Origin of the sequence: Xylanimonas protaetiae (assembly GCF_004135385.1) — a bacterium.
Classification (GTDB): Bacteria; Actinomycetota; Actinomycetes; order Actinomycetales; family Cellulomonadaceae; genus Xylanimonas; species Xylanimonas protaetiae.
In genome coordinates this window covers 1075302-1098294 of the sequence record NZ_CP035493.1, presented here as the reverse complement: position 1 = coordinate 1098294, position 22993 = coordinate 1075302, and the positions used below count along the sequence as shown (strand labels likewise).

18 protein-coding genes are annotated in these 22993 nt (G+C 75.1%); 8 read left to right on the top strand and 10 right to left on the bottom strand.

Features of this window, described 5'->3' with window-relative positions; all coding sequences use genetic code 11:
* Nucleotides 1-86 precede the first annotated feature (86 nt).
* From ET471_RS04930 to ET471_RS04900, 7 genes are all read left to right on the top strand, one after another.
* A complete protein-coding gene (locus tag ET471_RS04930; RefSeq protein WP_242496424.1) occupies nt 87-437 on the top strand; it encodes a DUF1330 domain-containing protein in 351 nt (116 codons plus the stop codon).
* Nucleotides 438-441: 4 nt separating this feature from the next.
* Nucleotides 442-1242: a MerR family transcriptional regulator gene (locus ET471_RS04925; RefSeq protein WP_129186863.1), complete on the top strand. Its 801-nt coding sequence runs from the start codon at nt 442-444 to the stop codon at nt 1240-1242.
* 128 nt (nt 1243-1370) lie between these two features.
* Entirely contained in the window at nt 1371-2228 is an 858-nt protein-coding gene (locus tag ET471_RS04920) for an alpha/beta hydrolase family protein (protein ID WP_129186862.1), read from the top strand.
* A gap of 280 nt (nt 2229-2508) precedes the next feature.
* On the top strand, nt 2509-3468 hold the full coding sequence (locus ET471_RS04915; RefSeq protein WP_129186861.1) for a hypothetical protein: 960 nt from the start codon (nt 2509-2511) through the stop codon (nt 3466-3468).
* A 184-nt stretch (nt 3469-3652) separates the two neighbouring features.
* On the top strand, nt 3653-4099 hold the full coding sequence (locus ET471_RS04910) for a Fur family transcriptional regulator (protein ID WP_129186860.1): 447 nt from the start codon (nt 3653-3655) through the stop codon (nt 4097-4099).
* A 73-nt stretch (nt 4100-4172) separates the two neighbouring features.
* Complete coding sequence (katG, locus tag ET471_RS04905; protein WP_129186859.1) at nt 4173-6356, top strand: catalase/peroxidase HPI; 2184 nt, start codon at nt 4173-4175, stop codon at nt 6354-6356.
* Between the two features lie 113 nt (nt 6357-6469).
* Nucleotides 6470-6985, top strand: coding sequence for a tetratricopeptide repeat protein (locus ET471_RS04900; protein ID WP_129186858.1), 516 nt, complete (start codon nt 6470-6472; stop codon nt 6983-6985).
* 141 nt (nt 6986-7126) lie between these two features.
* Here the strand turns inward: ET471_RS04900 and ET471_RS17900 are convergent, their stop codons facing one another.
* The 4 genes from ET471_RS17900 to ET471_RS04880 all read right to left on the bottom strand — a co-directional run bounded on the left by ET471_RS17900 (nt 7127) and on the right by ET471_RS04880 (nt 14883).
* Nucleotides 7127-8041: a DUF11 domain-containing protein gene (locus ET471_RS17900; protein ID WP_242496501.1), complete on the bottom strand. Its 915-nt coding sequence runs from the start codon at nt 8039-8041 to the stop codon at nt 7127-7129.
* Between the two features lie 23 nt (nt 8042-8064).
* Nucleotides 8065-13584, bottom strand: a complete 5520-nt coding sequence (locus ET471_RS04890) for a DUF11 domain-containing protein (protein ID WP_129186856.1) — start codon at nt 13582-13584, stop codon at nt 8065-8067.
* 53 nt (nt 13585-13637) lie between these two features.
* Nucleotides 13638-14513, bottom strand: a complete 876-nt coding sequence (locus tag ET471_RS04885; protein WP_129186855.1) for a Cof-type HAD-IIB family hydrolase — start codon at nt 14511-14513, stop codon at nt 13638-13640.
* A gap of 73 nt (nt 14514-14586) precedes the next feature.
* A complete protein-coding gene (locus tag ET471_RS04880) occupies nt 14587-14883 on the bottom strand; it encodes a DUF5808 domain-containing protein (protein ID WP_129186854.1) in 297 nt (98 codons plus the stop codon).
* A 157-nt stretch (nt 14884-15040) separates the two neighbouring features.
* On the opposite strand from ET471_RS04880, the gene ET471_RS04875 reads away from it, so the two are divergent.
* Nucleotides 15041-15682 carry an NAD(P)-dependent oxidoreductase gene (locus ET471_RS04875; RefSeq protein WP_129186853.1) on the top strand — a complete coding sequence of 214 codons (642 nt, stop codon included), beginning with the start codon at nt 15041-15043 and terminating at the stop codon, nt 15680-15682.
* A 157-nt stretch (nt 15683-15839) separates the two neighbouring features.
* Here ET471_RS04875 and ET471_RS04870 read toward each other — a convergent pair whose 3' ends face one another.
* The 6 genes from ET471_RS04870 to ET471_RS04845 all read right to left on the bottom strand — a co-directional run bounded on the left by ET471_RS04870 (nt 15840) and on the right by ET471_RS04845 (nt 22924).
* The gene (locus tag ET471_RS04870) at nt 15840-16442 is read right to left on the bottom strand and encodes an isochorismatase family protein (RefSeq protein WP_129186852.1); all 603 of its coding nucleotides are present in this window, start codon (nt 16440-16442) and stop codon (nt 15840-15842) included.
* A 90-nt stretch (nt 16443-16532) separates the two neighbouring features.
* On the bottom strand, nt 16533-17927 hold the full coding sequence (locus ET471_RS04865) for an MFS transporter (RefSeq protein ID WP_207207333.1): 1395 nt from the start codon (nt 17925-17927) through the stop codon (nt 16533-16535).
* Nucleotides 17924-18385 (bottom strand): MarR family winged helix-turn-helix transcriptional regulator, encoded by a 462-nt coding sequence (locus ET471_RS04860; RefSeq protein WP_242496423.1) that lies wholly within the window; start codon nt 18383-18385, stop codon nt 17924-17926. Before ET471_RS04860 ends, ET471_RS04865 begins: the two co-directional genes overlap by 4 nt.
* Before the next feature lie 73 nt (nt 18386-18458).
* Complete coding sequence (locus ET471_RS04855; protein WP_129186851.1) at nt 18459-21785, bottom strand: DUF7927 domain-containing protein; 3327 nt, start codon at nt 21783-21785, stop codon at nt 18459-18461.
* A 105-nt stretch (nt 21786-21890) separates the two neighbouring features.
* Nucleotides 21891-22445 carry a hypothetical protein gene (locus ET471_RS04850; protein ID WP_129186850.1) on the bottom strand — a complete coding sequence of 185 codons (555 nt, stop codon included), beginning with the start codon at nt 22443-22445 and terminating at the stop codon, nt 21891-21893.
* Nucleotides 22446-22474: 29 nt separating this feature from the next.
* Nucleotides 22475-22924, bottom strand: coding sequence for an Lrp/AsnC family transcriptional regulator (locus ET471_RS04845; protein WP_129186849.1), 450 nt, complete (start codon nt 22922-22924; stop codon nt 22475-22477).
* Nucleotides 22925-22993: the final 69 nt, after the last annotated feature.

Below are 22993 nucleotides of genomic sequence, written 5' to 3'. Positions count from 1 at the left end.
GAATGCACGTTCCGATCGTGAGGGGGCGGAGCCGGCCCGGGGCGCGGGCTGGCGTGCGGCTCGGGGTTGCTGCCACCATGGCTCGCGTGTCGAGCACCGCGGCCCTTCAGCTCTGCGTCCTCCTGTGGGCCCGCCCCGGCCAGGACGACGCGCTCACCGCCTACGAGGACGCCGTCCTGGCCCTGCTGCCGGACCACGGGGCCCGGCTCGTCACCCGCGTGCGGCGGGCGACGTCGTCGACTGTCGTCCCGCTCGACGTCCAGGGCTGGACCGACGACGTGACCGACCCGCTCGAGGTGCAGGTCATCGAGCTGCCGTCGCGCGCGGCGCTCGACGCCTATCTCCGCGACCCGCGCCGCACCGCGCTGGACGCCGACCGCGACGCAGCGGTCGACCGCACCCGGATCCTCGAGGTGACCGCGCGGACAGGCGCCTGACCCGGTGACCGACCGCGGCCTGACGTCGGGGGAGATGTCGCGTGCGAGCGGCCTCTCGCCCAAGGCGCTGCGCCTCTACCACGCCAACGGGCTCCTGGTCCCGGCGACCGTGGACGACGTGACCGGGTACCGCACCTACGGCCCGGACCAGGTCGCCCGCGGGCGCACCATCGCCCTGCTGCGCCGGCTGGAGCTGCCGCTCGAGCGTGTCGCCGCCGTCGTCGACGCCCCGCCCGACGACGCCCGCGACCTGCTGATGCGCTGGTGGGGCGAGCGGCGCGCCGCCGCGGGCGAGGGCCGCGCCGCCGTCGAGGCGCACCTCGCCGCCACGATGCCGGTGCGCGACGACGTCCGTCGGCGGACCGTCCCCGCGCGCAAGGTCGCGACCCTGACGAGCGAGCCGGACCAGGCCGCCCTCGTCCCGACGTTCACCGCCGACGTCCTGACCGTGCGAGCGCACCTCGCGGCCCAGGGCGCGCGCTTCGGCGACGAGTACTGGGTGGTGTACCGGGAGCTGACCGGGCCGGGCGTCACCGGGCGGGTCGAGACGTGCGTGCCCTACGAGGGCACGGTCGACCCCGCCGGCGCCGTCGTCCTGCGGGAAGAGCCCGCCGGCGAGGAGGCGTTCCTGCCCGTCACCGTGCGCGAGTGCGCGTTCCCGCAGATCGTGGACCTGCACGCGGCGACGGTCGCCGCCGCACGGAGGGCGGGCGTCGCCTCCCCGGTGCGGCGCGAGATCTACGCCGTCCCGTGGTCCGACGACGACCCGGACGCCGTCGTCGCGGAGGCCGCCGTGCGCTGGTGAGGCGAGGGCGGGTGGTTGCGCGCCGGTGAGGCCGCCCTGGCGCCGTGCGGTGCGCTCGCGTGGACGCCGGAGGCAGGTCCGCCGCCGGCGTTGACCCTGCCCCAAGGGCAGGGCCCACCATCCCGTGCATGGACCTCACCGCCACCGGGCCGCTCGCCTCCGCCGGGCCGCTCACCGTCTACGACCCTGCCCGCGCCGCGTACGACGGCACGGGTCCGCGTCCCGTCCGCGTCACCGTGTGGCGGGCGGCGCGCGACGACGCCCCGCTGATCGTGCTGTCCCACGGCACGGGCGGCTCCGTGCGGGAGCTGGAGTGGTGGGCGACGGCGCTGCGCGACGCGGGGTGCGACGTCGTCGGGATCGACCATCACGGCAACAGCTACGTCGCAGGCAAGACGGCCCTGGGCTTCGTCAGCTGGTGGGACCGCGCGCTGGACGTCTCGGTCGCCCTCGACCACGTCGCGGCCCGGGGACCGGTCGGCGTGGCGGGCTTCTCGCTCGGCGGCTACACCGCGGCGGCCGTGTGCGGCGCGCGGCTCGCCCAGGCGATGGTGGAACGGCTGGGCGGTGGCGACGTCGAGCTGCCGCCCCCACCGGAGTACCCGACGCTCCTCGAGGAGCTCACCGCCCTGGACCCCGAGGTGCTCGCGTCGCTCCCGCGCCGCGCCGCGGCCGACCTGCGCGACCGCCGCGTCCGCGCCGGCTTCCTGCTGTGCCCGGCGCTCGGCCCGCTGCTCGACGACGCCGCGACGACCGCCGGCGTCGACGTCCCGGTGGCGGTGCGCTGGACGGCGTCGGACGTGATCGCGCCCCCGGCGGAGAACGGCATGCGGTACGCCCGCGCGATCCGTGGCGCGGACGCGGCGACGGTCGGCACGCCGGCTGCGGGCCACTACGGCTTCGTGCTCGAGGAGCACGACGACCCGGCGGCGAAGGCGGACACCGCTCGCGACTCGATCGCGTTCTTCCACCGCACGCTGGGCTGACGAGCCCGCCATCGGAACGTGGGTTCGGGATCGAAACGTGCGATGGAAGGCACGTTCCGATCCCGAACCCACGCTTCGATCGCCGGATCGCCGGATCGCCGGATCGCCGGGTCGCCGGGTCGCCGGGTCGCCGAGTCGCCGGACCGGCGCCCGGGCCCCGGCGCGCCTGAACTCGGCCGGCGTCCGGCTCCGGCGGGCGGCAATCCCGGGGCGGCGGTGCGCGGCGACGTTGTCCACAGGTCGTCCGCGCGCTCGGTGCTCGGCCGGGATGCTGGGGCGCGTGACAGCGGACAGGGTGGTGCTTGCCAGGGAGCGTGAGCAGGGGGAGCTGCGGCGTCTTGTGGGCGCCGGGGATCTTCGGCGAGTGCGGCGTGGTGGCTACGTCGTCGGGCTCGGTGACGGGCCGGGCGACGGGCGCGTCGCCGGCGACGTCGCTGCCGCGCTCGCTCACGTCGCCGTCGTGCACCGGCAGCTGCGGGCGCCGCACGTCATCAGCCACGGGAGTGCCGCGCTCCTGTGGCGACTACCGGTCTGGCGCGTGCCTGCGGTGACGCACGTGCGGCAGGCGTCGAGCATGAGCGGCACGCGGTCGGCGGACGTCGGCCGCCACGTGGGCCTGCCGACGTCGTGGGTGGAGGTCGACGGGATCCCGGTGACGACACTCGAGCAGACCGTCGTCGACTGCCTGCTCACGATGCCGGCGCTCGACGGGCTCGTCGTCGCCGACGGCGCGCTGCGGCAAGGCCTTCGCCTCGACGAGGTGCGCGAGCGGCTGGCGGCGTTGACGCAGCGCAACGGGCGGGCGCGCGCGGGCCTCGTCCTCTCGCTCGCCGACGCCGGTGCCGAGTCCGCGTGGGAGACGTGGCTGCGCTACCTCGCGCTGCACGCCGGCCTGCCGCGGCCGACCACCCAGTGGGCGGTCCGTACGCACGCAGGGGTATACCGCGCCGACCTTGGCTGGCCGGAGCACCGCGTCCTCGCCGAGTTCGACGGGCAGGTCAAGTACACCGACGGGGCGTTCGGTGCGGCGTACAGCGGCCGTCGGGCGCTCGTCGAGGAGAAGCGCCGCGAGGACGCCATCGCGGAGGCGCTCGGCGTCCGCCCCGTCCGCTTCATGGCGTCCGACGCGCGGCGCCCGGAGGCGGCTGTCCGCCGCCTGGTGTCCCGCTTCCCGAGCGCGGTGACGACCCACCTGCACCCCGACCGGCACCTCGCGCTCCACCCGGCGCCCGCACGCTGAGCCGAGCCGTTGGATCGGAACGTGGGTTCGGTATCGAAACGTGCGATGCAAGGCACGTTCCGATACCGAACCCACGTTCCGATTGCGGCCTGCGGCCCGCCATCCGCCCCGCCCGCCGCCCGCTGCCGCACCGCCGTTCAGCGTCAGACTTGACTCGTTCCAGACAAGTGGCCACGATGAGCGCATGCTCACCCAGGACGACGTCGCGGCCATGCTGCGCCAGGCGTCGCTGCGTGTGACGAAGCCCCGTCTCGCCGTCGTCGCCGCCGTCGACCGGCTGCCGCACGCCGACACCGAGTCCGTCATCGCTGCCGTCCGCGAGGAGCTGCCCGGCGTGTCGCACCAGGCCGTGTACGACTCCCTGCACACGCTCAGCGCCCTCGGCATCCTGCGCACCATCAAGCCCGCCGGCTCCGTCGCCCGCTACGAGACCCGCACGGGCGACAACCACCACCACGTGGTGTGCCGATCGTGCGGCGCCGTGGCCGACGTCGACTGCGCCGTGGGAGAGACCCTGTGTCTGACGCCGTCGGACACGCACGGCTTCCGTGTCGACGAGGCGGAGGTCGTGTACTGGGGGCTCTGCCCGCAGTGCGCGGCCGCCACCGACGACGCCGACGCGCACGCCTGACCGCACTCCGAAGCCCCCGCGGGCCCGGCACTCCGGCAGACCCGCACCGCACGCCCGAACGGAAGGAAGCACATTGACCGACAACCCTGAGGCGACCTGCCCCGTCACCGGCGCCGGCCGTGCCCCGCACCCCACGCAGGGCGGCGGCAACCGGGGCTGGTGGCCGAACCAGCTCAACCTCAAGATGCTGGCCAAGAACCCTGCCGTCGGGAACCCGCTCGGCGCGGACTTCGACTACGTCAAGGCCTTCGAGGCGCTCGACCTGGCGACGGTCAAGAAGGACATCGTCGAGGTCCTGCACGACTCGAAGCCCTGGTGGCCCGCCGACTTCGGCAACTACGGCCCGTTCATCATCCGCATGGCGTGGCACTCGGCCGGCACGTACCGCAGCTTCGACGGCCGCGGCGGTGGCGGCGAGGGCCAGCAGCGCTTCGCCCCGCTGAACTCCTGGCCCGACAACGTGAGCCTCGACAAGGCCCGCCGCCTGCTGTGGCCCGTCAAGAAGAAGTACGGCCAGGCGCTGTCGTGGGCCGACCTCATGATCCTCGCCGGCAACGTCGCGCTGGAGGACATGGGCTTCCCGGTCCTGGGCTTCGGCGGCGGCCGCAAGGATGTGTGGGAGGCCGACCAGGACGTGTACTGGGGCCCCGAGACCACGTGGCTCGCCGACGAGCGCTACACGGGCGAGCGCGACCTGGAGAACCCGCTGGCCGCGGTCCAGATGGGCCTCATCTACGTCAACCCCGAGGGCCCTGCGGGCAACCCGGACCCGATGGCCTCCGCGGTGGACGTCAAGGAGACCTTCCGCCGCATGGGCATGGACCTGGAGGAGACCGTCGCGCTGATCGCGGGCGGCCACACCTTCGGCAAGACGCACGGCGCCGCGAACCCGGACGAGCACGTCGGCGCCGACCCGGAGGCCGCCGATCTCGCGGAGCAGGGCCTCGGCTGGCGGAACTCGTTCGGCACCGGCCACGGGGACGACACGATCACGTCCGGCCTGGAGGTCACCTGGACCTACCACCCGACGCGCTGGGACAACGAGTTCTTCCACATCCTCTTCGCGTACGAGTGGGAGCTCATGGAGTCGCCCGCGGGTGCGAAGCAGTGGCGCCCGGTGGACGGCGGCGGCTCCGACATGGTGCCGCTGGCCCACTCGGACGGCCGTCGCGAGCCGCGCATGCTGACGAGCGACCTCGCGCTGCGCGTCGACCCCGAGCTCGAGCCGATCTCGCGCAAGTTCAAGGACGACCAGCAGGCGTTCTCCGACGCGTTCGCGCGCGCCTGGTTCAAGCTGACGCACCGCGACATGGGCCCGAAGGTCCGCTACCGCGGCGCCGAGGTGCCGGCCGAGGACTTCGCCTGGCAGGACCCGCTGCCCGCTCGCACCCACGCGGACCTCACGCCCGCGCAGCTCGACGCGCTCAAGGAGACCATCAAGGCCTCCGGCCTGACGGTCTCGCAGCTCGTGAGTACCGCCTGGGCGGCGGCGTCGTCGTACCGCGACTCCGACAAGCGCGGCGGCGCCAACGGCGCCCGCCTGCGCCTGGAGCCGCAGCGCTCGTGGGAGGTCAACAACCCGGCGCAACTCGCGCAGGTGCTCCCCGTCCTCGAGCAGGTCGCCGCCGACGCCGGTGCGTCCGTCGCCGACGTGATCGTGCTCGCGGGCAACGTGGGCGTCGAGCTGGCCGCGCAGGCGGCCGGCGTCACGGTCGAGGTGCCCTTCACGCAGGGCCGTGTCGACGCGACGCAGGAGCAGACCGACCTGGAGCAGTTCGCCTGGCTCGAGCCGGTCTCCGACGGGTTCCGCAACTACCAGGGCCGCTCGCCGCTGCCCGCGGAGTACTCGCTGGTGGACCGCGCCAACCTGCTCGGCCTGTCGGCGCCGGAGATGACGGTGCTCATCGGCGGCCTGCGCGTGCTGGGCACGAACTACGACGGCTCGTCCTACGGCGTCTTCACCGACACCCCGGGCGTGCTGGACAACGCGTGGTTCGCGAACCTGCTCGACATGGAGACCGAGTGGACGGCGCTCGACCCGGGCAAGCACGCCTACCAGGGCTCCGACCGCGCGACGGGTGAGCGCCGCTGGGTGGGTACCCGCTCCGACCTGGTGTTCGGCTCCAACTCCGAGCTGCGCGCCCTGGCCGAGGTGTACGCGTCCGACGACGCCGCCGAGAAGGTCGTCCACGACTTCGTCGCCGCCTGGACGAAGATCATGGACGCCGACCGGTTCGACCTGGTCTACGCCGGCTGACGCACCGGGCGGCCGTGCCCGTCACGGCCGCCCCGGAGCGGCGCACGCCCCGCCCTGACGGCTCCTGCCGCCCGGGCGGGGCGTCGTCGTCCCCGCTGGTACGGTCGGCCCCCATGAGCTCCCAGGTCACCCCGGAGATCGACGAGGCCATCCGCGTGGGCTACGAGCGACGCGACCGCGCGGACATGGCGCCCACGATCGCCTACTTCGCGGACCTGCTCGCACAGCACCCCGGCCATCCCGTCCTCACGTACGAGCTGGCGGGCGCCTACGACACGGCGGGCGAGGAGGCCACCGCGCGCGCCCTGTACGAGCGCGCGCTGGACCTCGGCCTCGAGGGCGACGCGCTGCGCCGGTGCCTGTGCCAGTACGGCAGCACGCTGCGCTGGCTGGGCGAGCTCGGCGCGTCGCGCGCCGTCCTGGACCGCGCCCGCCGGGAGTTCCCGGAGTCCGACGCCGTCCGCGTCTTCTCCGCGCTGACGCACCTGGACGCCGGGGTGGCCGACGCCGCGGTGGGCGAGCTGCTGACGGTCGTCACGGCGCACGCCGACGTCACGGACCTCGGCCGCTGGGCGGAGGGCCTGCGCGGCGTCGCGGGGTGGCTCGCTCAGGGGCGGCCGGGGGCCTGACGGCGCCCGCCACCAGGGCACCCCGGCAGTCCGCCCTGCGGCACCGCGCCGCCACCCGGGCGCCCGTCAGCCCGGCCCGCGTCAGCCCGGCCCGCGTCAGCCCGGCCCGCGTCAGCCCGGCCCGCGTCAGCCCGGCCCGCGTCAGCCCGGCCCGCGTCGGCGCCGCACGCCGAGCAGCGCCGCGCCCGTCCCGGCGAGCGCCAGCGCCGCGGCGACCAGGCCGAGCACCTCGGCGCCCGTCCGCGGCATGCCCGGCGACGGCGGCACTCGTCCGGGCGCGGCGGGCCCCGGCCCGGGCGGCGGCGTCTCGGTGGGCGGCGTCGGGGTGGGCGGGGGAGTGGGCGTCGGCTCGCCCACGATGCGCAGCACCGCGTCGTCCGCGTCGTTGGGTGCGACCGGGTCGGGCTCGCCGTGCGTGGTCTGCCCGGCGACCGTCAGCACCGTGCCCGGCGCCCCGGTGACCGTCCCGACGATCCGGTACACGACCTGCTCGCCCGGGGCGAGGTCGCCGACGTCGAACGTCAGCGAGCCGACCACGCCGTCGGGCGGCTGCGGCCTGCCGGCGGGCCACTCGACGGCGACGCCGGTGTAGTCGGTGAGGCCCGGCGGGATGTCCAGGGTCGCGACGACGGCGGTCGCCTGACCCGGCCCGTCGTTGCGCACGGTCGCGGTCAGCTCGGCGCGGTCGCCGCTGTGGTACGTCCGGTCCGGCGGGGTGAGCGTGATGAGCACGTCCGTCGACGGCGGGGCCACGGCGGTGCCGCAGGCCTCGGCCTGGTTGTCGGCCGCGTCCGGGTCCAGCGACCCGGAGCCGACGAGAGCCGCGTTGCACAGGTCGGCCCCGGCCTGGTCGGCGTCGATACCGAACGTGACCAGCACCGACGCCTCCTGGCCCACCGCGAGCGTGCCCACGGGGCAGCGCAGGATCGTCTCGGTGTCGCCCTCGGCCGTGTCGTAGCTCTCGGGCGGCGGGCACGCCGCACCGCCCTCAAGCTGCGCCGCGACGTAGGTCATCCCGTCGGGCACGTTGTCGGAGACGACGACGTCGTCGGCGATCGACGGGCCGTCGTTGGTGACGGTCAGCCGCCACGTCGCGGGCCGCCCGCGAGCATCGGGTCTGGCTCGACGAGCGTCTTGACGAGGCGCGTGTCCGACACGTGCGCGACGACGACCGTCTGCGCGGTCGTGTTGTTGTCGGTCGTCACCTCGGGCGTGGGCGTCTGCACCACGGCCTGGCCCGCGTAGCTGCCGGCGGGGGTGTCGCCGGGGATGTGCATGACGACGACGGATGTCGAGGCGACGCCCGGCGGGAACGGGGTCGACGGGTCGAGGGGCACGCAGTCGAGCACGTAGGAGAAGTCCTCCCACGCGACGCTCGCCGGGTCCGCGGGCGGCGTCCGGTTCCAGGTGCAGGTGTTGAGCGGCACGTCGGCGCTCACGGGCACGAAGCCCGGCGGGAACGTCGTCGTGCCCGTGACGTCCCACGCCGACGACGGGCCGTTGTTGATGGTGAAGGCCGTGTAGGTGATCTCGCCGCCCGCGGCGGGCGTCGTCGTGCTCACCGCGGAGGTGATCGAGGGGTCGGCGAGCCGTTCGAGGGTGACGTCGGCGGTCGCCGTGTTGTCGGCGGCGTCGGCCTCGTTGGCGAGCGAGCCCACGACGGCGGTGTTGGTGAACGTGCCGGGCGCCGCCGCGGGGTCGGTGGTGGCGACGACGTGGACCGAGCGCGTCGCCCCGGCCGGGACGGCGCCGACACGGCACGCGAACTCCTGCCCGGGCCCGTCCGCGACCCGGGGCAGCGCCTGGGTCTCGTCGTCGGGCTCGGTCTGCGGCGCGGGGCAGCCGACGGGGTCGGGGACGAGCGTGAACCCGACGGGCAGCGAGTCCGTGACGACGGCGTGCTCGACGCCGGACGGCCCCGCGTTGACGACGGTCAGCGTGTACCCGGCGGTGCCGCCCGCGTTCACGGTGGGGGAGTCGGGGGTCTTGACGACGGTGAGGTCGGCGATCTCGGCGATGTCGACGACGACGCCGCCCTCGACCGACGTGGCGCCGCCCGGCAGCGCGGTCGCCGTGGTCACGACGGCGGTGTTCTCGACGGCCTCGGCCCACTTGTCGCCGCCGTGGAGGTTGTTGGCGTCGGGGTCGAGCACGCCGTGGACGCTCACGATGGCCGGCTGGGCCGGCGTGCCGCCCGTGAACCCGGCGACCGTGCCGAGCTCGCAGCGGATGGCGTACCCGGCCGTGAGCGGGTCGGCGGGCGGGGTGATCGTGCAGGGGCCGCCGGGCGCGGTGGCCTGCTGCACCACGAACCCGACGGGGAGCGTGTCGGTCACGACGACGTCGCGCGCGTCGGCCAGGCCCGTGTTGCCCGCCGTGACCTCGGCGGGGTCCTGCCCGGGGACCTCGACGGCGATCTGGTACGTGAACGGCCCGCCCGCGACGAACGACGGGTGCGGGTCGCCCTCGAAGTCCGGGTCGGCGGCCTCGTCCGGGTTGGGCACGGTGCCCAGCGCCGTCTTCGTGACCGCGAGGTCGGTCACGGCGGCGGTGACGTCGAACGTCGTCGTCAGCCGGTTGTTGGCGAACACCTCGGGGGCGCCGTGGTTCGGGACGTCCGCCGCGAGCTCCGGGGTCGTCGTCGAGATCTGGGCGAACCCGTCGTACGTCCCCGGCTCGGCGTAGCCGGTCACCGTGAACGTGAACGTCAGGTCGCGCGTCTCGTCGAACCCGATGTCGCCCAGCGGGCAGACCAGCTCGGTGCTGGCGACGGTGCACCCTGCGGGGAGGCTCGCCAGGTCGACCCAGGCGTCGACGACGGCGAGCCCGATGCGCACCTCGGTGTCGCGGGCGGTCGAGGGGCCGTTGTTCCCGGCGGTCAGCGCCAGCGTCCAGGTCGACCCGGGACCGGTCCGGGCGGGGTCGAGCGGGGTGATCGCGAGCGACCTGACGGCGGCGTCGGCCAAGGCCAGCACCGTCGTCGTGGCCTGCGCGGTGTTGTTGGCGAGGTTGTTGTCCGGGTTCGCCTCCGGGTCGCCCGTCGCCACCGAGGCGGTGTTGACCAGCGTCGTGCCGGCCTCCGCGTCGTCGTCGATCGTCACGGGGACAGTGAGGGTCGCCGTGGCCTGCGCCGCGAGGTTCTCGCCGAGCTGGCACGTGAGCACCTGCCCGGCGACCCCGCAGGTCAGGGGTAGGGTCCGGTCGCCGATCTGCGCGGTGACCGCGCCGGTCCCGCCGCGCAGCGTCACCCCGGCCGGGAGGGTGTCGGTGATGACGGGCCGGATCGCGTCCTCGTCGTCGCCTCCGGTGTTCGGGGTGTTGTTGGTGACGGCGATCGTGTAGGCGGGGGTGAGGGCGCTGCCGGGCGGGAGGCTGCCCGCGTACGCGGTCGCGGGGCCCGTCTTGGTGATCGCGAGGTCCGTGAACGGCTCGCCGGCGAGCGTCCACTGCGCCGTGTCGTTCGCCGGGTCGGTGTCTCCGGCGGCCGCGACCGACACCTCCTGGACGATCGCGTCGAGGCCGGGGACGTCCGTGAGCGGCACGTCCGTCGACATCGTCACCGTGATCGTCACGGCGTTGGCGGCCCCCGGCAGGATCTCGGGGACCGCGCACGTCACGAGGCCCTGGGCGTCGTCCGGGGCGGGCTGCGGGGTGTCCGCCTGCGAGGTGTCGCACGTGACGCCGGCGCCCGACGACGTCACGCCGTCGAGGTCGAGGACGAGCGGCACCAGGTCGGTCACCGTGACGTCCCGGGCGGTCGAGGGGCCGTTGTTGACCACGCGGACGACGTACGGGATCGTCGACGCCTCGGCGGGGATCGTGGTCCGGTTGGCGGTCTTGCTCACGGCGAGGTCGACCTGCGACTGGACGGTCGTCGACGCCGTCGCGGCGTTGTTGGCCGGCGCGGGGTCCGTGGTGGCGGCCGACTCGGTCGCCGTGTTGGTCAGCGTCCCGGTCGCGCTGGCGTCGACCGTGCCGGTGATGGTGACCGTGACCGCGCCGCCCGCGACACCGGCCCCGTTCGACAGCAGCGTGCCGATGCCCGTGCAGGCCACGTCGCGGCCCGTGACGGTGCAGGCCCCGCGCGAGGGCTGGGCGGCCGACGGCGTCACGCCCGCGGGCAGCGGGTCGGCGAGCACGACGTCCGCCGCGTCCGAGGGGCCGTAGTTCGTGGCGGTCACGGTGTAGGTGACCTGCCGCCCGGCCACGACGGCCGCCGGGCCGGTCTTGGTCACGCGCACGTCCGCCTGCGGGGCGGTCGTGACCACCGTGGCGCTGTCCTGGTTGTTCGCGGTGCCCGGGTCCGGCGTGTCGGAGGCCGCGCGGACCGTGTTCACGACCGTGGTGCCCTCGGCCAGGCCCGCCGCGAGCACGCCCGTGACGGTCACCGTGGCCGTCGCCCCCGCGGGCAGCACCGCCACCGCACAGCGCACGCTGCGCCCGACGGCGCGGGTGCACGACGCGCCCTGCCCGGCCGAGACGCTGACCGTGGCGCCCGTGATCGTCGCGAGCCCCGCGACGTCGAACGCGTCGTCGATGCGGACGCCGCTCGCGTCGGACGGGCCGTCGTTGTGCACCGTGAGCGTCCACGTGACCCCCGCGCCGGGCGCGGCCGTCTGCTGCTCGGGCGTCTTGCTGACCGTCAGGTCGGCCAGGCGGGTGAGCGTGACCGCGTCGCCCGCGACGTTGTTGGCGGGCACCGGGTCGGAGGCCGTCGTGCTCACGGTGGCGACGTTGGTCAGGGTCGTCGCCGTCGAGCTCGCCGCCGTGGTGCCGGTGAGGGTGACCGTGCGGGTCGCGCCGTCGGGCAGGTCGCCGAGCGAGCACGTCACGGTGCCGCCGCCCACCGCGCACGTGCCCTGCGCCGCCGTCGCGGTGACGCCCGTCCAGCCCGCGGGCACCGGGTCGGTGACGGTCACGGCGGTCGCCGTGTTCGGGCCGGCGTTGCGGACCGTCAGGGTCGCGGTGACGGCCGACCCGACGGGCGCCGGGTCGGGGGACATGACCTTCTCGATCGACACGTCGGCCTGCTGGACGACGTCGATGCTCGCCGGGTTGGTCGTGTACGTCGCGGAGATGCCGGTCGTCGCCGTGCGGTAGTCGAGCGTCGCGACGTTGGTGACCGTCGTGCCGCCCGCGGCGTCGTCGAGCGTGACCTGGAACGTGTACGCGGTGCGCGAGGTGCCGTCGTCGGTGCAGCCGGTGCCCGAGCAGGCCATGGTGCCGCCCGCGGCGGCGGCCGTGCCCGCCCCGGCGCCGAGACGCACGCGCACTGTGCGCCCTGCGAGCTCGCCGCGGTCGTCGCCCGCGGCGTCGCTCAGCGGCGTCGTCGCGCCCGTGAGCGGGTTGACCAGCGCGAGCGAGCCGGGCACGAACGTCGTGTTCGGGGGCAGGACGTCCTGCGAGACGACCCCGACGGCCGGGTCCTGGCCCGTGTTCGCGTAGTTGAGCGTGTACTGCAACGTGTCGCCGGGCTGGGCGGGGTTGTTCCCGGCGAGGTCGACGACCGTCTTGGACGACGCCGTGAAGTCGGGCGCGTACAGGTTGATCGCCATGCCGACGACGCCCGGGTAGTAGACGTCGCCGTTGCTGGAGAACGTGAACTGCGCGCTCGTGGCACCGTTCGGGATCGCGCCGGACGCGCCGAGGTTCTTGATGTCGAACCCGAGCATGTTGCGGTCCGCCGGGTTGCGCGTGGTCACCGACGCCGCGTTGCGCGAGTTGATCGAGTCGAAGAAGTTCGAGCCGGGGGACACGGCCGTGGCGAGCTGGGTGTTGTTGAGCCGCGTGAAGTCACCGGTCTGGGACAGGTCGCCCTCGTACGCGACCATCGTGAGCTGGGTGTCCACGGTGCCCGCCTGCGGCGCCTGGAACCCGGACACGGTGATGGTCTGCGGGCGTCCGGCCTCGATCACGTCGAAGCCGTCGAACACCGAGAGGTTGCGCAGCGGCAGCCCGGGCGCCGTGTACACCACGGTCAGGGCCCAGCCCGCGTACCGGTCCTGGCCGGTCGCGGCGGCCACGTCCGCGCCCCAGTAGTCGCCGTTGCCCGCCGCCTGCACGATCGCGGTGACGTCCGCGAAGCGCTGGTAGGCGTTGTAGCTCGAGCCGTTGGGGCCGAACTGGTCGCGGGCCGCGTTCGACGCGGGCACCGTGCGGTAGGCGGCGTCGCCCGGCGCGCGGAACGACATCTGGTTGAACGCGAGCCCCGCCGACCCCTGCCCGCCGGTGCCCGGCTGCATGCGCGCCCCCCAGTACAGGCCGGCCCACAGCACGGTGGAGCCGGCCGGCAGGTCGAGCGACGACGACGAGGAGTTGACCGTCGACGCCACGCCGTCGACGTCGAGGTTCACCATCGTGAACCCGTTGTCGTCCGCGACGGCGCCCGCGCGTGCCGCCGCGCAGCCCGGCGCCGAGGCCGGGCAGGTCAGCAGGTTGTTGCCGACCGTGAGGATGGCGCCGTTCGCGTTCGCCGTGAACTTGGGCGTGAACGCGACCGTCGCGGCGGCGCTCGCCGGGCCGGCGGGCACCGCGAGCACGACCAGTCCCAGGACGACGGCGCAGACCGCCGCGAGCACACGCCTCCACCGGAGCCCCATGGGCACACCCCCGTCGCGAGGCTATGGCGGGGTGCGGCGGCTGGCATCTGGAGTCAGTGCGCGAGCAGCCGCTCCAGCACCTGCACGACCCCGTGCTCCGCGGCCGGCGGGGCCACGTGCCGCGCCCTCGCGAGGACCTGCGGGTGGGCGTCGGCCATCGCGAAGGACCACGCGGCGGCGTCGAGCATCTCGACGTCGTTGAGGTAGTCGCCGAAGGCGACGGTCTGCTCGCGCGTGACGCCGAGCTCGGCCTGGAGCCGCTCGACGGCGGCGCCCTTGGTCACCCCGGCGGCCATGACGTCCACCCAGTTGCGCCCCGAGACCACCACCTGCTCGGTGGCCCGCAGGGGTGCGAGCGCAGGGGCGACGGCCGGGCCGACGTCGTCGAAGTCGAAGACGGCGACCTTGAGGATCTCGTCGTCCACCGCCTCGAGCGAGGCGACAGGGGCGAGGTCGGGCACGGCCTCGAGCGCCGTGTAGTAGCGCGCGGCCTCGGTCCAGAAGGCGTCGTCGGTGCGGTCCACGTAGGCGGTGCGCTTGCCGCACACCACGATGCCGGCGTCGCGGCCGGCGGCGACGACGTCGCGCACGCGCCGGACGACGTCGGCCGCTGCCTGCGGGGACAGCGGGGCCGCGCTGAGCTCGACGCCGTCGCGCACCACGAACGTGCCGTTCTCCGCGATGACGCACATGCCGTCGAGGTGCCCGGCGAACGTGCGGGCGAGCGTCGCGTACTGCCGCCCGCTCGCGGGCGCGAACGCGATGCCACGCTCGCGCATGAGGTCGAGCAGCGGCCAGAAGCCCGCCGGGACGCGGCCGTGGGAGTCGAGCAGAGTGCCGTCCATGTCCGCGACGACGAGCCGGACGTCCGGAGCGGCGTCGTCGAGGACGGCGGGGTCGACCGGGCTCGGGGCGGGGGAAGGGCTCACGCCCCTGATCCTCGCACCGGGCCGCGGCGGAGAGGCCGCGCGCGGCGCTCCGGCCGCCTCGGCCGCCGGACCGTCAGGAGCCGAGGCGCTCGCGCAGCAGCGAGACGACCTTGCCCACGTTGACCGTCCACCCGACGCCGAACACGCGCGGCCCGACGACGCTCGACGCCTCGGGGTTCCACAGGCGCTCCTTGGCGCGGGCGACCGTCGGCATCCGGAAGTCGTACGGCACCACGGAGGCGACCGTGCCGTTCCAGGTGCGCTCGTCCCCGGGCTTGCGCAGCTCCTTGACCACCGCGGCCGCCGCCAGCGCGATGGTCGCCAGCGTGACGAGCCGCTTCAGCCCGCCGCCCTTCCTCTTGCCGGTCATGTCGTCCTCCGGGTGCTCGATGTCGGTCCCTTCCCATCCTGGCGCAGCCCGGGGGCCGCGTGCCCGGCGAGCGGGCCGGTACGTCGTGCGCCGCCGGGAAGACGGGCGCCGCCCGCGGTGTTGCCCGTGGCGACCGTCCGGAAGAGAGAGGTTCGCCATGAGGATCACCGTCGTCGGAGGCACCGGGTACGCGGGTGCCGCCATCGTCGCGGAGGCCGCGCGCCGTGGCCACGAGGTCACGGCGCTCAGCCGTCGCACGCCCGGCGAGCCGGTCGCGGGCGTGCGCTACGTCCAGGGCGACACGCTCGCCGGTGACGCCGTCGCGCAGGCGGTCGACGGCGCCGACGTCGTCGTCGGGACGCTGTCGCCCCGCGGCGACCTGGAAGGGCGCCTCGCCGAGGCGTACGCGCGCGTCGTCGAGCGGGCGCAGGCCGCGGGGGCGCGGTTCGTCGTCGTGGGCGGGTGGAGCACGCTGCGGCTGGAGGAGGGCGGGCCGCGCGTCGTCGAGACCGGCCAGGTGCCCGCGGAGTTCGCGGCCGAGGTGCACGAGGGCGCGGCGCTGCTGCCCTGGCTCCAGGCCGGGGACGCGGCTCTCGACTGGCTGCTCGTCAGCCCGGCCGCCGCCTTCGGGGCCTTCAACCCGGGTCCGGCGCGCGGTCGGTACCGCGTGGGCGGCGAGGTCGCGCTGTTCGACGCGGAGGGCAGGTCGGAGCTCTCCGCCCCGGACCTCGCGCTGGCGATCGTCGACGAGCTGGAGCGCCCGGCCCACCACCGCGAGCAGATCGGCGTCGCCTACTGAGCCTCGCGCGGCTCAGTGTCCCGGTCCGTCACGCCAACGCCCTGTTGGCGTGACGGACCGGGACGCTCGCCCGCCGTCGTCCGGCAGCGGGCGGCAGCGGCCGGGTGGCGGCCGGGTGGCGGCCCGACGACGGCCCGCCGTGCGCCCGTCCGGCAGGTCAGGCGCCCAGGAGCGCCAGGACCTCCGCGGTCGTGCCCGTCTCCGCGAGGCGCGGGAAGATCCGCGTCACCGCGTGCTCGTGGTCGACCGTGCTGCGGTCGGCGACGGCGTCGGTCGCGACCGTCACGTGGTAGTCGTGCTCGTGGGCCTGGCGGGCGGTCGACTCGACGCCGATCGACGTCGCGATGCCGGTGATCACCACGTGCGTGACGCCGCGGCGGCGGAGCTGCACGTCGAGGTCGGTGCCGTAGAAGGCACCCCAGTTGCGCTTGGTGACGACGATGTCGCCGTCCTTGCCGGCGGGTCCGCCGAGCTCGTCGACGATGACGTCCCACCCGGCCGGGCGGGCAGCTGCCGCCTGGCCCGCCGGAGCGGCCGCGGTGAGGTCGCTGCGCCCGCGGACGGCGTCGGCGCCGTCGGGCAGCGCCGTGACGCGGACGAGCACGACGGGCAGGTCCTTCGCGCGGAACGCGTCGGCGAGGCGCGCCGAGCGCGCGACGACGTCGGCCGCGGCGTGCGGCTCGGTCGGCATGCCGGCGATGCCGGCCTGGAGGTCGACGACGACGAGCGCGGAGCGGGGGTCGAGGGTGGTGACGGGCACGGATTCTCTCCTGAGGGTGAAGGTGGCCGCGAGCGTCCCGGTACGTCACGGCACAGGGCCGGATCGTGTGACGTACCGGGACGCTCGCGTTCAGCGAGACCGGCGGCGGAGCAGCAGCTCCGCGACGACCGTCGCCAGGAGCAGCGCGGCGCACGCCGCCGCGAAGACGGCGAGCGCGTGCAGGCCGCTCGTGTCGGCCGCCTCGCGGAAGGCGGAGGCGGTCGCGGCCGACGACGTCAGCGCACCGAGGTACATGAAGGTGCGGAACAGGCCGGACGCGGCGCCGATCTGGTCGGGCGTCGCCTGGTCGTACAGCGCGTTCTGGTTGGCGAGCCCGTTGAGGGCCTGTGGCAGCCCGAACAGGGCCATGATCACCAGCAGCACGACGACGGGGGTGCTGCCGTGCACGGCGAGCAGCGCCACGCACGCGGCGAGCTGCATCGCTGAGCCCAGCAGCAGGCGGCCGAGCACGCCGCGCTGCTTGCGCGTGACGACGGTGCCGACCATCGCGGTGCCGAACATCGGCAGCAGGATCAGCCCGGTCTGCGAGGGCGTGAGCCCGCGCCCGTGCTCGAGCCACTGCGGCAGCCCGTACACCACCGAGTACATGACGACGCCGGTGAGCAGCTGCCGCGCGTAGGTGACCAGCAGCGGCCGGTTCTGGCCGAGCACCCGCACGTCGAGGAACGGCTCGGCCGCGCGCAGCTCGCGCAGCACGAACCCCGCCCCGGCCGCGACCGCCAGGCCCAGCATCCACAGGCGCGCCGCCGCCGGGTCCATCAGGAACAGCAGGAGCGCGACCAGCGCGACGGTGAACAGCCCGATCCCCAGCAGGTCCCAGCGCCGCCGCACCCGCGCGGTGCCGGGTGCCGGCCTCGGCTCGCGCGGCAGGTGGAGCGCGCCCAGCACCAGGCACGCGACCGCGAACGGCACGTTGACGGTGAACACCGCACGCCAGCCGCCGACGTCGACCAGCAGCCCGCCGAGCGACGGCCCGACGACGGCGACCACCTGGTTGGCGAACGAGAGCGCCGCGAGGAGCGAGGCGGGCGACGCCTGGCCGGTGCGCGAGGACTCCCGCTTGATGAGCGACATGGACGCGGGGTAGCCCGCGCACGTCCCGAGCCCGATGAGCACGCGCGCGGCCACGAGCACGCCCAGGTGCGGGGCGAACGCGCCGAGCAGCCCGCCCACGCCCACCATCGCGGTGCCGAGCAGGTACAGCCGCCGCGGGCCGTAGGCGTCGATGAGCCGGCCGGTCACCGGCTGCCCGACGGCGCAGGCCAGGTAGAGCGCGCTGACCAGCCACGCCGTCTCCGACGGGGGAGCGCCGAACGCGACGCCGATGGGGACGAGCGCCACCGCGAGCAGCGAGGTGTTGAGGGGGTTGAGCACCGAGCCCAGCACCATCGGCGCGACCAGGCGGCGGGGGAACCGGGCCTCGGCGGCGGGCCCCGTCGCGGGTGCCGGGGCGAGCGTCGTCACGCGAGCACCCGCTCAAGGATCGCCACGGCCCGGGCGAGCACCCGCAGTTCGTCGTCGTCGGCGTGCGTGCGGACGGCGTCGGCGAGCCACTCGCGCCGGGCCTGGCGCTCGCCGTCGAACGTCGATCTCCCCGTTTCGGTGAGGGAGAGGAGCTGGCGGCGGCCGTCCTCGGGGTCGGCGTCGCGGCGGACCAGGCCGCGTTCCTCGAGCGTCGCGAGCGTCGCGGCCATCGACTGCGGCCGCACGCCCTCGAGCGCGGCGAGGGCGCTCGCGGAGCTCGCCTCGCGCTTGCCGATGCGGGTCAGGGCGGCGACCTGCGACGGCGTGAGGCCGTCGGAGGTGGCGACCTCGCGCAGGCGGCGGTGGAGCCGGGAGATCACGGCGCGCAGGTCGCGCGTGACGACGGCGGCGGGGTCGGTGGTGGGGGCAGCCGGGGGCGCGGTCAGCGGTTCGGGCACGCCTCACGGTAACTTTGCCAGGGCAAACTGTCCAGTCTGAACTGACTATGTCCCGAGTCAACCAGACGCTGTCTCAGTGCTTGTCCCCGGGCCGCCGCCGCAGCGCGCGCACGGCGGCCCCCAGCCCGACGAGCAGTGCCGCGGTCAGCGCCGTCAGGCCGATCTCGGCTCCCGTCCGGGGCAGACCGCCCGACGGCGGCACGGCTCCCGGCGGCGAGACCGGCGGCGGGACGGGCGTGGGCGTCGGGTCCACCGGCTCGGGCGGCGTCACCTGCGTCGTCGTCCGGCAGTCGGGCTCGGCGGCGGGGCAGGGCTGCACGCCGCCCCCGGTGACGACGTTCGTGAGCGTGGCGGCGTAGGCGTCGTCGTCGACCACCACCCGGTAGGTGAGCGTCGCGGTGCCGTCGAGCAGGGGGATGCTCCAGGTGAGCGACGCGCCGGTCACGGACGCGGTCCCGGTGCTCGGGCTGATGCTGCCCGCGTCGAGCGTCGCGTCGTCCAGGACGCCCGCGAGGTCGTCGGTGACCGTGAGGTCGTGCGGGCGCTCCGCGCCGCCGCCGAGGTCGGTCGCGGTGATCGTGTAGGTGATGACGTCGCCGGGCTGCACGGTCGAGCCCGTGGCGGGGTCGCTCGACTTCGCGACCGTCCACGACGACGGGTCGGCGACGTTGCGGAACGTGCAGAGCACCCCGGCGAGCGGGTCGACCTGGACGGTCACCGGCTCGGCGGCGCGCGGGACCGGCCCCGCGCCGCACCGGACGTCGGCCAGCGTGTACCCCGCGAGGGCGTCGGGCGGCGCGGTCTCGGTGAGCTCGTAGGTGACGCCGGGCCGCACGAGGAAGCGCGCCCCGAGCCCGGCGGCCGTGCCGGTGACGGTCACGGGACCGAGCCCCGCGGGCAGGTCGTCCCCGACCGGGGTCGCGGTGAGCGACCAGGCGGACGGCGGGTCGGGCTCGCCGTCGGCGTTCTCGACGACCTTGCGCAGGCTCAGCGTCGCGGTGAGGTTCAGGAACTCGCACCGGGTGCGCTGCCCGAGTTGCGGCAGCACCCCGCCGTCGAGCCCGTCGACGACGTCGGAGACGAAGGAGTCGTCGGCGGCGACGGTGCGGCAGTACGCCGAGCCGGACGCGCCCGGGTACTGCGTGACGGTGCTCCGCAGGTCGGTCTGGGCGTAGCGCGGGTCGCCGCCGGCCTCGGCGAGCACGTACGGCGCGCCGGCCGTCACCTCGACGTCGGTCACCTCGGGCGCGGTGGACGGCCCGCTCGGCCCGCTGCCGTCGGGCCCGGCGGCGGACAGCGTCCACGACATCGGGTTCGCGGTGCCGCCGCCGAGGACGATCTTGGTCAGGGTGAGCAGCGTCCGGCAGGTCACGGTGTTGGTGACCTCGACCGTCGTCGTCGGCGCCGTGAGGGCGACGTCGAAGAAGCCGTCCACGGCGGGTGGGGCGTCGGGGTCGGCCGGGTCGCGCATGGCCGCCGGGAAGGGCACGGGCGGCGGAGCGCCGTCGACGGTCACGGTCGCACCCACGAGCTCGCACAGGTCCCGCGACCCGAACGACACCGACTCCGCGAGCCCCACGGTGTCGCCCTGGAAGAACTGGTGGCCGGCGCCCCAGCCGTCGGCCGGGGCCGGGTCGCCGTCGGGCGGGTCGACCCACAGGTCGGCGTCGATCTCGGGCGGCTGCTCTCCGTCGGGGTACGCGACGCCGTCGACGACCCACGTCTTGCTCACCGTGAGGGTCGCGGGCGGCGTCGGCGCCCGGTTGTAGACGACGCAGCTCACGCCCGTGGCGGAGCCCATCGTGAAGGAGAACCCGGGGCTCGCCGGGTCCGTGCCGTCGTTCGCCACCTCGAGCGGCGTCCCGTCGGGGAACTCCGCGGACCGCAGGGTGCACGACGCGTTGACCTCGCCCTGCGGGACGAGCTCGTACCCGTCCTGCTGCTGCTCGTGGACGGTGACGGTCGCGGAGCCGTCGACGCCGAAAGCGAGCGGGAAGTTGACGGCGCCCGTGCCGTCGGCGGTGGTCGGCAGCGTCTCGGGCAGCCCCTGGAGCACGTCGGTGTCCGCGGTGTCGGCCGTGAACGTCCACCCCGCGCCGGCGGGCACCGCGTCCTCGATCCCGCCGTCGGGCGGGACGATCGCCTTGACCACCGTGAGCGACGGCATGCACTTGGAGAAGGCGAGGCTCTGCAGGGCCTCGCCGGCCGCGGCGAAGTCCGCCGTCTGGTAGTAGTCGGCGGTCTCCGCGTTGGCCCCCGTGAAGGGCTGCGTCCCCGAGATGGCCTGGAGGTTGAGCGCCGCGTTCGGGTCGCTGACGCCCGCGCCGACGCCGACGGCGAGCACGCGGGTGCCCTGGGCCTTGAGCGCGTTCGCCGAGAAGATGCCGTTCTCCACCTCGCGGAACCGGGTGTAGGTGCCGTTGTTCTGGGCGGGGTCGCTGTAGAGCGTCGGGTTCCCGTCGGTGATGACGACGGCGACGTCGTAGTGCTCGTTCGCCTCGGCCGCGGCGGCGATGCCGCGGTCCCAGTTGGTCGCGTTGTCGAGGGCCCAGCCGGCGTAGAGCGCCTTGAACTCGGCGGCGTCGGCCGTGCGGGAGATGGGGTGGTGCGCGGTGGCGTTCTGCGTGCCGGCGGCGGGCGAGACCCGGGAGAACGAGAACAGCGACATGCGCGAGGGCGTGCCCGTCAGGGCGTCGACGAAGGTGTCGGCGGCCGACTTGAGCTGGGGCAGCGCGGCACCCACCGACAGCGACAGGTCGAGGATGATCGCGACGTCGAGCCCGCACTGCTCGGGCAGCGGCGGGTCGACCCGCGACTGCTGCCAGATCCCGCTCGACGCGTTCCCCGTGTTCTGCGCCTGCGACACCATGAACGTCGAGCTGCCGCCGGGCTGTCCCGTCGTGGACGTCTGGCTGGCGTACACCGCGGGGGTCTGGAACTCGTAGGCGAGGGCCGTCGTGGGCGGTGGGTTGGGTCCGGTGCCGACCGCGCCCGTGCTGAGGGTCGGGTTCGCGAAGAATCCCGCGGGGGCGCTGGTCTGCCGCACCCAGAAGCGGTCGCCGCAGTTGGCTCCCGCGTCCGCCGCGGTGCATGTCCCGTCGCCGCCGCGCTGCGCGTCGGGCACCTGGAAGGAGCAGTCGCCGTCGTCGTCGGACGTGCACGTCCCCCATGCCTCGGTGACGGGGTTCGCCCCGTTCGCGCCGCGGAAGAGCTGCAGGACGACGCCGGGGAGCCCCGCGACGGCGTTGACGCCCGTGCGGTCGCCCCCGGTGCGGACGCTGACGACGGCGCTGTCCGCTGCCGGCTCCGGGACCGCGGCCTGCGCGTCGCCGCCCTGCCCGGGAGCGAGGACCCACAGGAGCAGCGTGAGCGCGGTGAGCACCGCGAGGGTGCTCCGCACCCTCCCCGTGTCGTCCCGTCGCACCGCAACTGGCCCCACGCCTTGCCATCCTGGGCGCATTTCCGGCGGCTCACCACCGGAGGTCGGGGCGAGGTCCCGGGCGCGTCAGGAGGCGACGGCGCCCACCCACAGCACGACGACGGCGCCGAGCGCCGCGACCGCGACGGCGGCGAGGAGGCGCAGGGGCAGCGCCCAGCGCCCCGCGAGCACCGTCGCGGCGCCCGCGGTGGCGGCGCCGAGCACGACGCCGAAGAGCCAGCCGATGCTGCCGCCCGCGACCCACCCGACCCACAGCAGGGTGACGACCCCGGCGAGGACGGCCAGGGCGCGCGGCGGCAGCGGCTGCTTGGACAGGAGCGCGGTCGATCCGGCCGCACCCACGGTGACCAGCACCGGGAGCATCGCCAGCAGCATGATCGAGTAGACGACGAAGATGCCCAGGCTCGGCCGCCCGCCCTCGGCGTCGGGCCGGGTCGCCGCGAGCTGGACGGCGGCCTGCGCGCCGATCACCAGGACGATCGCGAGCGCCGGCCACAGGACGTGGCGCAGCGCCACGGTGAGCGCGTCGGCGCGCTGCTGCGTCGACGCGAGCGCACCGCGCGCGGTCGCCGGGGGCCGCGGCGCGGCGGCACCCGGGTCCGTCGTCGGCTCGTCGGGCATGGTCCGACGCTACCCGCCCGTGGGCCTGGCTACCCGCCCGTGGGCCGCGCCGGCCGGTCGATCACGCGCGACATCACCACGGACGTGCGCGTGCGCTCCACCCGCCCGCTCGCGCGGATGCGCTCGACCGACGCCTCGATGCCCGCCATGCTCGCGGCCATGACGTGGACGATCGCGTCGGCGTCGCCCGTCACCGTGGCGACCTCGACCACCTCGGGGATGGTGCCGAGGTCGCGCGCGAGGGCGTCCGGGCTGACGTTGCCGTGGCAGAAGATCTCGACGTAGGCCTCGATCTCCCAGCCGAGCACGTGCGGGTCGACGACGGCCGTGAACCCCGCGATCTCGCCGCGCGCCCGCATGAGGTCCACGCGCCGCTTCACCGCCGGCGCCGACAGCCCGACGGCGTCGCCGATCTCCTGGAAGGTCGCGCGCCCGTCGCGCAGCAGGTAGCCGACGATGAGGCGGTTGAGGTCGTCCACCCGGCCAGGATAGGAACGGATCGTTGCGCCGGAGGGACGACAGGCAACGAACCGCCGCCGATCGCGCAA

What these genes read in the sequence shown, in the direction of transcription:
- ET471_RS04875 (WP_129186853.1), top strand. Translation starts at nt 15,041, where the DNA reads ATGAGGATCACCGTCGTCGGAGGCACCGGGTACGCGGGTGCCGCCATC.
- ET471_RS04890 (WP_129186856.1), bottom strand. Translation starts at nt 13,584, where the DNA reads ATGGGGCTCCGGTGGAGGCGTGTGCTCGCGGCGGTCTGCGCCGTCGTC.
- ET471_RS04910 (WP_129186860.1), top strand. Translation starts at nt 3,653, where the DNA reads ATGCTCACCCAGGACGACGTCGCGGCCATGCTGCGCCAGGCGTCGCTG.
- ET471_RS04900 (WP_129186858.1), top strand. Translation starts at nt 6,470, where the DNA reads ATGAGCTCCCAGGTCACCCCGGAGATCGACGAGGCCATCCGCGTGGGC.
- ET471_RS04850 (WP_129186850.1), bottom strand. Translation starts at nt 22,445, where the DNA reads ATGCCCGACGAGCCGACGACGGACCCGGGTGCCGCCGCGCCGCGGCCC.
- ET471_RS04920 (WP_129186862.1), top strand. Translation starts at nt 1,371, where the DNA reads ATGGACCTCACCGCCACCGGGCCGCTCGCCTCCGCCGGGCCGCTCACC.
- ET471_RS04880 (WP_129186854.1), bottom strand. Translation starts at nt 14,883, where the DNA reads ATGACCGGCAAGAGGAAGGGCGGCGGGCTGAAGCGGCTCGTCACGCTG.